This window comes from Nitratidesulfovibrio termitidis HI1 (assembly GCF_000504305.1).
In the GTDB taxonomy this organism is placed as follows: domain Bacteria; phylum Desulfobacterota; class Desulfovibrionia; order Desulfovibrionales; family Desulfovibrionaceae; genus Cupidesulfovibrio; species Cupidesulfovibrio termitidis.
The window spans coordinates 2,022,694-2,037,222 of record NZ_KI632512.1; the positions used below are offsets into that span (position 1 = coordinate 2,022,694).

The following is a 14,529-nucleotide window of genomic DNA, read 5'->3' on the forward strand; positions in this document are numbered from 1 at the left end:
CCTCTTGGAAGAGGTTCCCTCTCCCCGCACCCCTCACCCTCCAGAACTTTTCAAACGTCAATACTCATGGCGGCGGGAGGACAGGGTCCTTCCGCCGCCCAATCATCAACGGAAACGCCGCGTGGTGCTACTTTTCAACCACAACCCACGGCAACCCGTGCTTGTTCAGGGCGTCCATGAACGGGTCGGGATCCAGCTGTTCCATGTTGTACACGCCCTTGCCGGACCACTTGCCGGTCATCATCATCATGGCGCCGATCATGGCGGGCACGCCGGTGGTGTACGAAATGGCCTGCGACCCCACCTCGCGGTAGCATTCCTGATGGTCGCACACGTTGTAGATGTAGACGGTCTTGGGCTTGCCGTCCTTCACCCCCTGCATCAGGCAGCCGATGCAGGTCTTGCCCTTGGTGCGCGGCCCGAGGGATGCCGGGTCGGGCAGCAGCGCGCGCAGGAACTGGATGGGCACGATCTTCTTGCCGTCGTGCTCCACTTCGTCGATGCGGGTCATGCCCACGTTTTCCAGCACCTTCAGGTGGTTCAGGTAGTTGTCCGAAAAGGTCATCCAGAACCGGGCGCGCTTCAGCCCTTTCAGGTTCTGCACCAGCGATTCCAGTTCCTCGTGGTACATGAGGAAGCACTTCTTGGCGCCGATGCCGTCCGGAAAGTCGTAGTTCATGGACCACGACAGGGGGTCGGTTTCCACCCACTCGCCCCGTTCCCAGTAGCGGCCGCGCGCGGTCACTTCGCGGATGTTGATTTCCGGGTTGAAGTTGGTGGCAAAGGGGTGGCCGTGGTCGCCTGCGTTGCAGTCGATGATGTCGAGCACGTGCACTTCATCCAGCAGATGCTTCATGACGTAGGCGCAGAACACGTTGGTCACGCCGGGGTCGAAGCCGCTGCCCAGAAGGGCCATCAGCCCGGCCTTCTCGAAGCGCTCCTGATAGGCCCACTGCCACTTGTACTCGAACTTGGCTTCATCCAGCGGCTCGTAATTGGCGGTATCCAGATAATGCACGCCGGTTTCGAGACAGGCATCCATGATGGTCAGGTCCTGGTACGGCAGGGCGATGTTCAGCACCATGTCCGGCTTGTAGGCGCGGATCAGGGCCACCAGTTCGGGCACGTTGTCGGCATCGACCTTGGCCGTTTCGATGGTGCGCCCGGTGCGGGCCTTCACGTCAGCGGCAATGGCGTCGCACTTCGACTTGGTGCGGCTTGCCAGCATGATCTCGGAAAATACGGAGGGAACCTGCGCGCACTTGTGGACGACCACGCCGCCCACGCCGCCAGCGCCGATGATGAGGACACGTGCCATGACGCACTCCTTTGCGCACCCCGCCCGCCCCAGGCACCCATGCCCGGAAACGCGCGACCGCGCGACACTGCTGTGGTTATCCCGAACGGCCTGCCCCACACCATGGGACGGCCCGGCTTGTTGCCTGCATGCGCCGGTGACCGGCGTCAGCATACCACGCGATTGGCATGGCATGCATCAAAGGTATCCTGCTTCGATGGGGTGCAAGCGCAGGCTTTCTTCACGTCCCGGCACCACCCGCCGACAGTGCGATTTTTACCGCATCGCTGTGGCGCTACGGCGCCCGCTTCCGAAAGAGGCATCTTGTTCGCTGGCGAGGAAGGCGAGCCTTTCATGCAGGGAGTGCGGCAGCCGTTAGGCGAGCTTGCGAGCCTTACGGATGGCGACCGCAACGCGTACTCTTATCGTACTCGACCGGAATGAAAGGCGACGCCTGACGAAGCCAGCGGGCAAGAGGCCCTTTCGGAGCGGGTGCCGTTAGCGTTCGAAGTAGGTATACCCGCGTAGCCCATCCTCATACGCCTGCATCACCCGGTACCGGTCCGAAGGGGTGATGCGCCCCTCGCGCACGGCCTGTTCCGCGGCCTCGCGGATGTCCTCGATGATGCGGCGGGGGTCGTATTCCACGTACGACAGGATGTCCGCCACGGAATCGCCGCGCAGTTCGCGCACGAATTCGTAGCTGCCGTCCTCGTGCACGCGCACCGAAACCACGTTGGTGTCGCCCAGCAGGTTGTGCAGGTCGCCCAGGGTTTCCTGGTACGCCCCCACCAGGAACACGCCGAGGTAGTATTCCTCGCCGTCCTTCAGGGGGTGCAGGTCCAGGGTGCCCTTCACGCCTTGCGGGTCGATGAAGTGGTCGATGCGTCCGTCACTGTCGCAGGTGATGTCGGACAGGATGCCCTGGCGCGAAGGCAGCTCGTTCAGGCGGTGCAGGGGCACCACCGGGAACAGCTGGTCGATGGCCCACGAATCGGGCAGCGACTGGAACACGCTGAAGTTGCCGTAGTAGATGTCGGCCAGGGCCACGTCTATCTCGGCAAGGTCTTTGGGCACGTGCTTCAGCTTCTGCTTTTCCTGGGCGATGCGCTTCATGATGGCCCAGAAGTAGCGTTCGCCAAGGGTGCGTTCGCGCAGGGTGATGCGCCCGGTCAGGAACTGCTGGCGTACTTCGTCGCGGTAGTACACGGCGTCGTTGTAGCATTCCTGCAGGTTGCGCAGGGTAAGACCGGCCAGCGCCTCGCGCATGTTGCGCACGGGCTCGGGGCAGTCGTCGGGCAGGATGTCGGGCAGGTTGCCGATCTCCACGCGGCTCACATCCAGGATGTTGAACAGCAGCATGGAGTAGTAGGCCACGGTGGCGCGGCCCGATTCGGTGACGATGTGCGGATGGGCGATGCCTTCCTCGTCGAGGATGTTCATCACCGCCTCGATGATGTCCGCGCAGTATTCGTCCAGGCTGTAGTTGCGGCTGCTCACGTAGTTGGTGTGCGAGCCGTCGTAGTCCACGGCAAGGCCCCCGCCAAGGTCCAGGTAGCCCATGGCCGCGCCTTCGGCCACCAGCCCGCCGTAGATGCGGCAGGCTTCCATGACGGCGGCGCGGATGTCGCGAATGTTCGGCACCTGCGAACCCAGGTGGTAGTGCAGCAGCTGGAAGCAGTCGAGCATGTCGTGGTCCTTCAGCAGGTCCACAACGTCCACGATCTGCGCCGTGGTCAGGCCGAAGGTGGAGCGCTCGCCGCCGGAATCGGTCCAGTGGCCGCCCGCCTTCACGGACAGCTTGGCGCGCACGCCGATGAGCGGGCGCACGCCAAGGCACTTGGCGCGTTCGAGGATGAGCGGCAGCTCGCTGGCCATTTCCAGCACGAAGAAGCACTTGTAGCCCATGCGCACGGCGTGCAGGCCAAGGTCGATGAACTCCTCGTCCTTGTAGCCGTTGCAGACCAGGCAGGCCTCGTGGTCGCGCAGTTGCGAGACGGCGGCGATGAGTTCGGCCTTGCTGCCCACCTCGAGCCCGTGGTGGTAGCGCGAACCGAACTGGGCGATCTTTTCGACCACCTGCTGCTGCTGATTGACCTTGATGGGGAAGATGCCCCGGTATTCGCCCTTGTAGCCGAGCGACCCGATGGCCTTGCGGAAGGATTGGTGAAGACTGGTGATCTGGGAATCGAGAATGTTCTCGATGCGCAGGAGCACAGGCATGTCATGGCCCCGCTCCCGCATGCCCCGGATGATTTCCGGGATGCTTACGGCAGGACCGCGGTTGTCTCCGAAAGGATAGACCACGACATCGCCACTCTGGGCGACATCGAAGTACCCGGCACCCCAATTGCGGATGCCATAGAGCTCAGCGGAGTCTTCGACACTCCACTGTTGCAGCGTACGGTTTCTTGCCAATTCCCGAACCTCATACATACCCCGTTTACAGGTGCATGCCACGGCGCCGCCATTACGGCGGGCCGACCAGAGCCTCTCTCTTCCCCCATGCGCGGCTGCAGGGCAGGGGCGCGCATGCGTTGGAAGAGTGGCACTATCTATTGATAGCGGGGGGCCTTGTCAACGGTATTTTCCCCCATTTCGCACGAACGTCACAGAACCCTGCAATCATTGACCGCGTACGGCAGGGGATACACGCCCGGTGGGTATTCCACCCATTTTGGGGTAGGGCATGACATGAGGGCCGACTTGCCGCTGACAGGGCGGGCAACGCTGTGCTATGGCGAAGCTGTACCATCTTGCAGGCCATATCCAACAAGGCCTAAAGGACAGGCCGAATTCCGCCGTAAAGGAAGGACTGGTCAATGGCCGGTCCGTCGGCCACGTGGCTGGTTGCGGCCTGCCAGGCCAGTTGCCTGGTCAACCCGACGGGGAAGCCGCCAGGCAGTGTCTGCCAACTGGAGTCTGCCCGGCAGAATCCGGCACGTAGGATCTGCTCCGGAGAATCTGCCCCGGAGAATCTGCCAGGTCGGCACGTCGAATCCGGCTGACAGGCCCCTACCGGCCTGTTGCCATCCGGCTACCGGCAACTGTCCGGCAACGGCTTCACGGTTTCACTGTATCCAGGTTCCATCCGGCAGGCGCGCGTATGGCACGTTCGGGGAAACGTGCGGGGAGAACGCCGCCACCGGCCCGCCCGGCACCACCCCTTGCGTTTCCCCTCACGCATGGACACGCCAGCCCGACTTTCGCCCCGGCACCGGATGCCTGGCGCGATGCGGGCATGCGCGGCTTTGTCCATCCCCATTGTGGCACGAGAGGCACCATTGCTCGACAAGAACAGGCTGCACCGCTGCATGAACGCCCTGCTGGCCAATGGCCTGCAGGACGGTGCCGACCCGGAGACCGCGCGCGTCACCGGGGTGGCAAACCTGTTCTATGGTGTCACCGCGCTGTTCTCCGCCATAATGGCCCTGCTGGATTTCATGCAGGGGCAGAACACCTTCACGCTGTTCCTGCTGGTAATGCTGGCCCTTGCCCTGTTCGGCCTGTTCTGGGTGGGGCGCACCGGCCGCCACGCCCTGCCCAGCACCGCGCTGGTGCTGGCGCTGTTTGCCCTGTCCCTGTACATGGTGTCCCACGGCGGGGTGGAAGGCAGCGGCTTTGTCTGGCTGTTCATATTTCCGCCCGTGGTCATGCTGACCTTCGGCCTGTCCATCGGCATCCTGCTGATGGGCGCCCTGCTGCTGGGGGTGGGGGCCATCCTGTTCCTGCCCGGCGATCCCTTCCTGTACGCCGACTATTCGCACGCCTTCCGCATCCGCTACATGGTGGCCCTGCTGTGCTGCGGCATCTTTGCGGGGCTGGCTGAATACACCCGCCGCCACACCCAGCGCCTGCTCATCCTGCTTACCCAGCAACTGGCCGAAAGCGCCCGCACCGACGAACTGACCGGGCTCGCCAACCGGCGCGCCCTGTGCGAACGCCTGGAATACGAGCAGGTGCGCGCCCGCCGCACCGGCAGGCCGCTGTCCATCGCCATCTGCGACATCGACCACTTCAAGTCGGTGAACGACTGTTACGGCCACCAGTGCGGCGACCAGGTGCTGCAATCGGTGGCCGGGCTGCTGCACGACAACCTGCGCCATCAGGACACCATCTGCCGCTGGGGCGGCGAAGAGTTCCTGCTGCTGCTGCCGGAAACCGACGAGGCCGGGGCCGCCCGGCTGGCAGAAAAGCTGCGCGGCCATGTGGAAGCCACGGAATACTCGTACCACGGCATCCCCGTCAGCGTTACCCTGTCCTTCGGCGTGCACACCTGCGGCCCGGAAGGCGACATCGACTACCACATCCGCAAGGCCGACCAGAAGCTGTATCTGGCCAAGGAACAGGGCCGTAACCGGGTGTTTTCGGGCGAGGTGCCCGACATCTTCCTGCCCGAGGGGTTGCTGTTGGACGAGGAAGAAGCGTAGGGACGGTTTCCAAATTGTCTTTTCGCCCGTTGGCGTCCGATCCGAAGGACGCGAAGCGTGCCCGTTGGGCGAGCTTGCGAGCCTTACGGGCATCGTGCGCAGAGAGGTCAAACTTCGCCTGCCATGGCTTTGCTGTCCTTATCCGTAAGACTCGCGCTGCGCGCTCGCCTAACGGCTAAGGCTCGGTCGAATACGATAAGAGTATGCGGTGCGGTCGCCATCCGTAAGGCTCGCAAGCTCGCCTAACGGCTGCCGCACTCCCTCATGGCAGGCTTGTTTTCCTCGCCAACAAACGAAAATCCTGCTTTGGAAGCCGCCCCTGAAACATCCCCCACCGCAACGCAACGAATGCGGGCCGCGAAGGTTTCCCCTCGCGGCCCGCTGGTCGTTTTACGGATTCGTCGCGCGCGGTCTACACGCCGCCGCGCGCAAGTTCCAGCAACGTGCGCACCGCAAAGCCGGTGCCGCCGCCGGGGCAGGTGGAGCTTTTCTTGGCGGTATAGGCGGGACCGGCAATGTCCAGATGCGCCCAGCGCACGCCCTTGTCCACGAACTGCTTCAGGAACAGCGCCGCGTTGACCGCCCCGCCCTCGCGCGGGCCCACGTTGGCGATGTCGGCCACGTCGCTTTTCAGGTTCTCGAAGTACATGTCCCACAGCGGCAGGGGCCAGAAGCGGTCGCCCACCACGTCGCCCACGGCGCGGATGCGGCCGGACAACTCATCATCCGTGGCGAACACCGCCGCCACGTCCATGCCCAGCGCCACCACGCAGGCCCCGGTCAGGGTGGCCAGGTCCACCACCACTTCGGGGGCGTATTCGCGCTGGGCCCAGGTCAGGGCGTCGCACAGCACCAGCCGCCCTTCGGCGTCGGTATTGATGACCTCCACCGTCTTGCCGGACAGGGTGGTCACGATGTCGCCGGGGCGGGTGGCCCGGCCATCGGGCATGTTCTCGGTGCAGGGCATGATGCCCACTACCCGGCGGGGCACGTCGGAGCGGCCCAGGGCCTCGAACATCCCCAGGATGGCCGCCGCGCCCGCCATGTCGCCCTTCATCTCGTGCATCTTGGCGGCGGGCTTCAGGCTGATGCCGCCCGTGTCGAAGGTGATGCCCTTGCCCACCAACACCAGCGGCTTCTGGTCTTCCGTGCCCTTGGGGGCATGCTCGATGACCACCAGCCGGGGCTCTTCCTCCGCCCCGCGAAACACCGAGGCAAAGGCCCCCATGCCCATCTCCACCAGTTCGGCGCGGCCCAGCGAACGGGCCTGCATGCCGTACTTTTTGGCGATGGCCACGGCCTGCTCGGCCAGATGGCCGGGGGTGACGAAGTTGGGCGGGCCGTTGACCAGGTCACGCGCCAGGGCCACCCCGGCGGCTGCGGCCTCGCCCCGGCGGGCGGCGGCGTGCAGGTCGTCCGGCACAGAGGCTTCGGCGCACAGCAGGGCCAGCCAGCGCGGCTCGAAGCGGGCGTCTTCGCCAGCTTCGGCCCCGCCGTTCCCGTTGCCATTGGTCTTGAACCGGTCATAGCGGTACAGGCCCAGCAGCGCGCCGCACACGGCCTCCTCGAAGGGGGACCACGCCCGTGCACCGTCGCCGGTCCGCGTGACGCGCGCCAAGGCCACCGCGTCCAAGCGAACAAGGGACGAAGCGTCCAAGCGAACGAGGGACGGCGCGTCCATCGCCACCGTCTCTATCTTCAGTTCGCGGCAGCGGCGCAGGGCAGCGCCCGCCGCCGCGCGCAGCCCGGCCGGTGCCGCGGCCGCGAACGCCTCGCGCTTGCCAAGGCCCGCCGCGATCACGCGCGGCACGGCCAGGTCCGGGTGCCCGTGGAACACGGCGACCTCATCCTTCCTGCCCCGAAAATCGCGCACCGCCGGGGCAATGCCCAGCCACGGCGCAGCATCCAGCAGTTCCGGCGCCGCATCCGCAAGGGCCTCGCCCTCGAACAGGAACACGATCACCGCATCCGCACGCCACTGGGCAGGACCGCCCACCTGAAAGCGAATGTCCACGTCACACCTCCATCACGCGCCTCTCCGGCGCGATTCATTCAGGATAATCCTTGTCGGAGAAAGAAGGAACCGGGGGAAGGAACCTTTTGGAAAAGGTTCCTTCCCCCGGACCCCCCATCCTCCAAAACTTTTCATTCGGGTTGTTGCAACGGCACCCGGCACAGGCAGCCCGTGCTGCGTGCCCGATTATCCACAATGAAAACGTTTTGGGGGGAGGAGGGAGGGGGCCGGGGAGGGAGGGGGCCTCCCTCCCCGGTTCGCGTGTCCCCTCAACGCATTAAAAATCCAAGCCATAGGTCTCAATAAACTGCCCGATGCGGGCGCGCGCGGCCTGCATGCGTTCGCGCAGTTCCACCTTGTAGGCGGCCAGGTCCAGCTGGCGGCGCGCCACGCCGGTACGCATGGCGGCTTCGGCCACGGCCGGGGCCACCCATTCGATGACGCGCGGGTCCAGCGCCTTGGGGATGATGTAGTCCACCCCGAACGCCAGTTCCGAGATGCCGTAGGCGGCCAGCACCTCGGCGGGCACGGGTTCGCGCGCCAGGGCGGCCAGGGCGCGGGCGGCGGCCAGCTTCATTTCCTCGTTGATGGCGCTGGCGCGGGTGTCCAGCGCGCCCCGGAAGATGAACGGAAAGCCCAGCACGTTGTTGATCTGGTTGGGGTAGTCGGAGCGCCCGGTGGCCATGACCACGTCCGCGCGGGCAGCCCGGGCGTCTTCGTACGAGATTTCCGGGTCGGGGTTGGCGCAGGCGAAGATGATGGGGTTCGGGGCCATGGAGCGCACCATGTCCTGGGTGACCATGCCGCCCACGGAAAGGCCCAGGAAGCAGTCGGCGCCGCGCATGACGTCGGCAAGGCTGCCATGGTCCCGTTCCTGCGCGAATTCCAGCTTCTGCGCGTTCAGGTCGGTGCGGCCCTTGTGGATGAGCCCGCGCGAATCGAACATGAACACGTTCTTGCGCTGCACGCCGAACGATTCGAAGAACCTGGTGCAGGCGATGGCCGCAGCCCCCGCGCCGCTGATGACCAGCTTGACGTCCTCGGGCTTGCGGTTCGTCAGCTCCAGCGCGGCGATGAGCCCGGCGCCCGAGATGATGGCCGTGCCGTGCTGGTCGTCGTGGAACACCGGAATGTCCATCTGCTCGATGAGCGTCTGCTCCACCTCGAAGCACTCCGGCGCCTTGATGTCCTCAAGGTTGATGCCGCCAAAAGTGGGTTCCAGCATCTTCACGAATTCGATGATCTTCTTGGGGTCCTTCTGGTCGATGGACAGGTCGTACACGTCCACGTCCGCGAAAATCTTGAACAGGACGCCCTTGCCTTCCATCACCGGCTTGCCGGCCAGCGGCCCGATGTTGCCAAGCCCCAGCACCGCCGTGCCGTTGCTGACCACGGCCACCAGGTTGCCCTTGTTGGTGTAGTCGTAGCCCAGCGCCTCGTCGGCGTGGATGGCGCGGCACACATCGGCCACGCCGGGGGTGTAGGCCATGGAAAGATGCTTCTGGGTGGCGCAGGGCTTTACGGGAACCACCTCGACCTTACCGGGGTGGCCGCAGGAGTGGTAGCGCAGCGCCTCATCCTTGGTGAACAGGGCCATGAATGCCTCGCTTGTCGTTGACGGTGCGGAAAAAACGAAACGAACGCCGCGCCCGGCAGAGCGCCTGCCTGCGACCGGCTGCATGTCTTCACGTCCGGGCAACGTAGTGCAGCGGCGCATCCATTGCAAGCCGTGCCGCACACCGCTTGCCGCGCCGAACGAACCGGGATAGTTTCGGGAATGCTCCGTCGTCGCCTGCTTTCGCCCCTCATCCTGCCGGTGTACTCGTTCGCGGCCACCATCCTTGCCGGGGCCGTGCTGCTGTACCTGGACATCAGCCATGCCCCGTCGGTGGGCGACCAGGGGCTGGCCTTCGTGGATGCGCTGTTCACCGCCACCTCCGCCGTGTGCGTCACGGGGCTGACCGTGGTGGACACGGGCGCCACCTTCAGCCGCACCGGCGAATGGGTCATCCTGTTGCTGATCCAGCTTGGCGGCCTTGGCATCATGACCTATTCCAGCCTGCTGCTGTTCCTGCTGCGGCGGCGCGTCTCCCTTACCGACAGGCTGGCCGTGGGGCAGGCCCTGATGCACGACGCCTCGTTCCACCTGGGGCGCTTTTTGTACCGGCTGGCGCGCACCATCCTGTACATCGAACTGGCGGCGGCGTGCCTGCTGTACATTTTCGCCCCGCAGGGCATGGGCGCGTTCGGCGCGCTGTTCCACGCGGTGTCGGCATTCTGCAACGCGGGTTTCGCCCTGCGGCCCGACAACATGATGGCGTGGCAGGGGCACACCGGGGTGAACCTGGTGATCATGTTCCTGATCATCGTGGGGGGCATCGGCTTCTCGGTCATCGATGAACTGCTGGGGGCCGCGCGCACCAAACTGTCCCGCAAGCCCTATCGCCCCTTGAGCCGCCACACCCGGCTGGTGCTGACCACCACCGCGTTCCTCATCGTGGCAGGTGCCGCGCTGATCTGGATGGCCGAATACTTCAGCGACTACACCGGGCTCAGCCCCACCGGGCTGGTGCTGCCCGCCCTGTTCCAGTCGGTCACCTGCCGCACGGCGGGCTTCAACACCCTGGACATTTCCCGCCTGACCGACTTCACCCTGATGGTGATGATCTGCCTGATGTTCGTGGGCGGGTCGCCGGGGTCGTGCGCGGGCGGCATCAAGACCACCAGTTTCCGGGTTCTAGCCGGATTCGTGGAAATGCAATTGCGCGGCAGGCGGCAGAACGTGCTGCTGGGCCGCGCCGTGGACGTACCCACCCAGTCCAAGGCGCTGACCCTGTTCCTGTTCGCCATCATCGTGGTGACCGTGGGCACCATGATGCTCAGCCTGACCGAGGGCGGCGTCAACCCGCACACCCATGCCCGGTTCGAACAGCTGGACCTGATGTTCGAGGTGGTATCCGCCTTCGGCACCGTGGGCCTGACCACCGGCGTCACCCCGCACCTGAGCGTGCCCGGCAAGATTTTGATAACCCTGCTGATGTTCATCGGACGCATCGGCCCCATCTGGCTGCTGTCCACCTTGCAGCATTTGCAGAGCGAACCCAAGTTCCGCTGGCCCGAGGTGGACTACCCCATCGGGTAGTCCACGCCGGCAGGCGACGCATCCGGGAGCATCCCATGGTGAATGTGGCGAAGAAACTGGAAATCGGCATCGTGGGCCTTGGCAAGTTCGGCCTGCAACTGGGCCGCACCCTGACCGGCATGGGCCACACCGTGGTGGGGCTGGACACCGGCGAGGATCGCGTGCGCCTTGCCCAGGACGTGCTGGCGCAGGTCTACCAGGCCAACGCGGCGGACATAGCGGTGTTGCAGCAACTGCGCTTCCAGGATCTGGACATGGTGTTCGTAAGCGTGGGCGATTCCATGGAGACCTCGCTGCTGGCGGTGCTGAACCTTCAGGAACTTGGCGCGCGCAAGATCGGGGTCAAGGCGGCCTCCGTAGAACACCGCAAGGTGCTCACGCGGCTTGGCGTGGACCTGGTGATCCTGCCCGAGCACGACGTGGCCACCCACGTGGCCCACCGCCTGGCCAACCCCGGCATGCTCGACCTGCTGCCCCTGGGCGGCGGGGTGCTGGTGCAGGAACTGGTGGTGGACAAGTGGGCGGGCCGCACCCTGCTGGACCTGAAGCTGGTCAACGACTACGGCGTCATGGTGGTGGCCGTGAAGCCCGCGGGCGGCAAGGAATATCGTTTTGTGCCGCAGGCGCTTGAAACCCTGGAGCGGGGGGACACGCTGGTGGTCATCGGCAAGCAGGAGGATGTGTTGCGGCTGGCGCCTTGAAGGCATTCGCGCGGCGAAGGAGATGGGAAGGGGCGCGTGCTGATGGATGCGGCCTCTGCGAAGACACGCCAGCCCGTTTGACCACGCTTGATTTCGTTATGCCTCCGGCGGAAGGCAAAAGAGCTGTCGCGCGCCGCTGGGCGCGGCTTCTACGAAGACAGTCCTGCCCTTTTGATTGCCCTCGATTTCGTTATGTCTCTGACGGACAGGAGGCCGCTGCTTGGGGCAATACGACAGACCGAAAATTGGGAACCGTGCGCTATCCTTGTCCAACGGAAACACCCCACGCGTCGCAACGAGGGCGGGGGACAGGGCAACCAGGCGGGATAGAGGTAGCGAGAGCCACGCGCACATCGCATTCCCGTCGCCAGATCACCCGAAGGCGCTTTGGCCGAGGGAAGCTGCCGACGAAAGGAACGCGGTGCAGAATACGTGCGGGTAGAGGCACTCATGCGTTATTGAGGCAATGGGAGCCTCGGGCGCATTGGCGGCACCGGCGGCAGATCACCCGGAGGCGCCTTGCGCCGGAGGGAAGCTGCCGCCGAAGGGACGCCGCGCAAGATACGCCGGGGGTCCAGGGGGCGGAGCCCCATGGAACGCGGGGGTGGTCTGACCCCCGTCAAGTAGACAGTGAAAAAGCCCCCTGGGGGCATCATTCAGGCGGCCAGCTTTTCCCTGTATTCCGCAGGGGAAAGTTGGCCAAGCCTCTTTTGGAAACGTTCCGCATTGTAGAAGCGGATGTATTCTTCTACCAAGATCATAGTCTCGGCAGCAGGTAGGACATTTTGGGTAGCAAATATTTCGGTTTTCAAGTGCGAGAAAAATGACTCAACGACAGCGTTGTCAAGGCAGTTGCCTTTTCTGGAATGGCTGCCGCGTAAGTTCATTTCCGTAAGCCTGTCCGCGTATGTCTTGTGCGTATATTGAAACCCTTGGTCAGAGTGTAGAATAGCCTTGTCCTCGTGCCTGGGAAGGGCACGCAGAGTGGCAAAGACGAGATCAAGATTGTTCTGATTTGACATGTTGTGGGAAATGATTTCGTTATTGTGCAGGTCTTGGATGACTGACAAATACATAAATCCACTCTTGACGGGGATATATGTAATGTCTGTCACGAGCTTTCTGCCAGGCTGCATGCTTGAAAAATCCCGCTTCAGCAGGTTCGGAAAAAGACTGCTCCCCACCCTTCCAAAGAATTTCCGTTTCTTGCGAATGGTGGATTGAATGCCAAGTTTACGCATCAGTCGGTACACGCGCTTGTGATTCACAAGCAATCCTTCTCGCTTGAGCGCAACGGACATCCTGCGATATCCGTAATACGGACGAAGCGAGTGAATTGCGGTGATATGCATCTCGACAGTGTCGTTCTCACGCTGTTGAAAGAATGTGCTCTTCCACTTGTAAAATCCAGACCTGGATATTCCTGCATGCTTCAGAAGAACTGCGAGTGGGTAACGACTCCGCAGTTCGTCGACTATCAAGAAATTCCACCCTTTTTGTGCGCTCCCCATTCGTGACCGAACCGGGAGCGATACAACTTTTTTACGTATTCAAGCTCCGCCTTGACGTATTTGAGCTCCTCTTCAGCGGAAGCAAACTTTGTACGCGGTCGACCGCAGCGCTCTCCTTGCCTGCCTCGGCCATCTTCAAGAGATTCACCACGCTGGAATTTTGCAACCCAAGTGCGCAATGTCTTCTTGTCCTTCAATCCCAATTCATTGGTTAACTGCTGGTAGCCCTTATTGCCCTCAAGATAGAGCTTGACCGCAGCCTCCTTAAATTCCTTGCTATACGTCATAAAGTTCCGCTGTGACATAAAACACCCCCATCAGGTTACAACGTCATTCCCTAGTGGGGCTTTTTTACGTTGTCCACCTAATGGGGGGCATACCAGGGTGCAGGGGGTGTTCGTTACAACACCCCCTGCCCGTCGGAGACATAACGAAATCGAGCGTGGTCAACAGGGCTGGCGTGTATTCGTAGAAGCCGTGCCCGCCATGGCGACAGCCTGCTTTCCGCCGGAGGCATAACGAACTTAAGTGCCCTGGTCACGCGCCTGTCTTCATCAAGACCACGCCGCGCACGGCGATAGCCTCCCACCCCATACTTCCCGTTCTTGTCAAATCACGCTATACATCCCAGCTTGGAGTACCACGCACCATGTCGAGACGCTGGGTAGAGGCCAATCTGGCCGAATTCGCACGGGACGTCATGCGGGATTTCTGCATGGCGAGCGTCGTGCTTGAGGGGCAGTTCCACCGCTTCGATGAGGCCGGTGCCGTTTCCTTCCCCGTCATGCGCGATCTTCTGGGCGAAATGATGAACAAGGGGCTGCTCTGGCGTCTGAAGGACACCGCGCACCACCTCTTCCGCAACGACCCGGCGCAAGACCCTGTGGCGCCCATGCTGGACTGGGCCGTGGGCTACGCCTTTCACGAATGCGTGAAGCTGAAGGAAGACGCCTACCAGCACCAGCACTACGCGCCGCAGTACCGGGCCCTGCGCGAGCAGGACATGGGGGAGGAGTTGCGGGCCATCGTCGAGCCGCTCGCATCCATGCTGGCCCAGACACGGGAAAGCATGGAGCGCGAAATCCGGCGCATCCGCTACATCCTTGGCCGCATCCGCAGGCTGATGTGCCTGTATTACGCCGCCCATGGCGGCAACAGGCTGCTTGCGCGGCTGCTGTTCGACCGCGACGAGCTTGTGCGCTCGGTGTTCGGCGAAGAATACGGGCCGCTGCTGCAAGGATTGTACGACGACAAGCCGGAGCGCATGTTCATCCAGGCAGGGGAATCCCTGCTTGACGGCGGCAGGCCCGAAGATGCCCTGCGCGCCGCACACGCCGCCGTGGCCCTGGCGCCCGGCTGCCAGCGCGCGCACCGCCTTGTGGCCGAGGCGGAACAGCGTATCGACCAGACCCCCCGAAGGAGAGCCATCTAGCC

At 63.6% G+C, this 14,529-nt stretch carries 10 protein-coding genes; 4 read left to right on the plus strand and 6 right to left on the minus strand.

Annotated features, from left to right (window positions below; translation table 11 throughout):
* Positions 1-127: 127 nt before the first annotated feature.
* Positions 128-1,318, minus strand: a complete 1,191-nt coding sequence (locus DESTE_RS08335) for a saccharopine dehydrogenase family protein (protein ID WP_035066822.1) — start codon at positions 1,316-1,318, stop codon at positions 128-130.
* A 477-nt stretch (positions 1,319-1,795) separates the two neighbouring features.
* A complete protein-coding gene (gene speA / locus DESTE_RS08340; protein ID WP_035070018.1) occupies positions 1,796-3,715 on the minus strand; it encodes a biosynthetic arginine decarboxylase in 1,920 nt (639 codons plus the stop codon).
* Between the two features lie 866 nt (positions 3,716-4,581).
* Between speA and DESTE_RS08345 the strand changes: the two genes are divergently transcribed.
* On the plus strand, positions 4,582-5,727 hold the full coding sequence (locus tag DESTE_RS08345; RefSeq protein ID WP_084559409.1) for a GGDEF domain-containing protein: 1,146 nt from the start codon (positions 4,582-4,584) through the stop codon (positions 5,725-5,727).
* A 412-nt stretch (positions 5,728-6,139) separates the two neighbouring features.
* Here the strand turns inward: DESTE_RS08345 and DESTE_RS08350 are convergent, their stop codons facing one another.
* Both DESTE_RS08350 and DESTE_RS08355 read right to left on the minus strand, forming a co-directional pair.
* Positions 6,140-7,741 carry a leucyl aminopeptidase gene (locus DESTE_RS08350; RefSeq protein ID WP_035066824.1) on the minus strand — a complete coding sequence of 534 codons (1,602 nt, stop codon included), beginning with the start codon at positions 7,739-7,741 and terminating at the stop codon, positions 6,140-6,142.
* Positions 7,742-8,018: 277 nt separating this feature from the next.
* A complete protein-coding gene (locus DESTE_RS08355) occupies positions 8,019-9,338 on the minus strand; it encodes a malic enzyme-like NAD(P)-binding protein (RefSeq protein ID WP_035066826.1) in 1,320 nt (439 codons plus the stop codon).
* Between the two features lie 180 nt (positions 9,339-9,518).
* Here DESTE_RS08355 and DESTE_RS08360 point away from each other — a divergent pair, with 180 nt between their 5' ends.
* Together DESTE_RS08360 and DESTE_RS08365 are read left to right on the plus strand one after the other, a co-directional pair.
* Complete coding sequence (locus DESTE_RS08360) at positions 9,519-10,883, plus strand: TrkH family potassium uptake protein (protein ID WP_035066828.1); 1,365 nt, start codon at positions 9,519-9,521, stop codon at positions 10,881-10,883.
* Between the two features lie 35 nt (positions 10,884-10,918).
* A complete protein-coding gene (locus DESTE_RS08365) occupies positions 10,919-11,584 on the plus strand; it encodes a potassium channel family protein (protein WP_035066830.1) in 666 nt (221 codons plus the stop codon).
* Positions 11,585-12,240: 656 nt separating this feature from the next.
* On the opposite strand, the gene DESTE_RS08370 is transcribed toward DESTE_RS08365, so the two are convergent.
* Both DESTE_RS08370 and DESTE_RS17615 read right to left on the minus strand, forming a co-directional pair.
* Positions 12,241-13,095: an IS3 family transposase gene (locus DESTE_RS08370; protein ID WP_035066832.1), complete on the minus strand. Its 855-nt coding sequence runs from the start codon at positions 13,093-13,095 to the stop codon at positions 12,241-12,243.
* A complete protein-coding gene (locus DESTE_RS17615) occupies positions 13,062-13,382 on the minus strand; it encodes a transposase (RefSeq protein WP_198015345.1) in 321 nt (106 codons plus the stop codon). Before DESTE_RS17615 ends, DESTE_RS08370 begins: the two co-directional genes overlap by 34 nt.
* A 362-nt stretch (positions 13,383-13,744) precedes the next feature.
* On the opposite strand from DESTE_RS17615, the gene DESTE_RS08375 reads away from it, so the two are divergent.
* Positions 13,745-14,527, plus strand: coding sequence for an aldehyde dehydrogenase family protein (locus DESTE_RS08375; RefSeq protein ID WP_035066834.1), 783 nt, complete (start codon positions 13,745-13,747; stop codon positions 14,525-14,527).
* Positions 14,528-14,529: the final 2 nt, after the last annotated feature.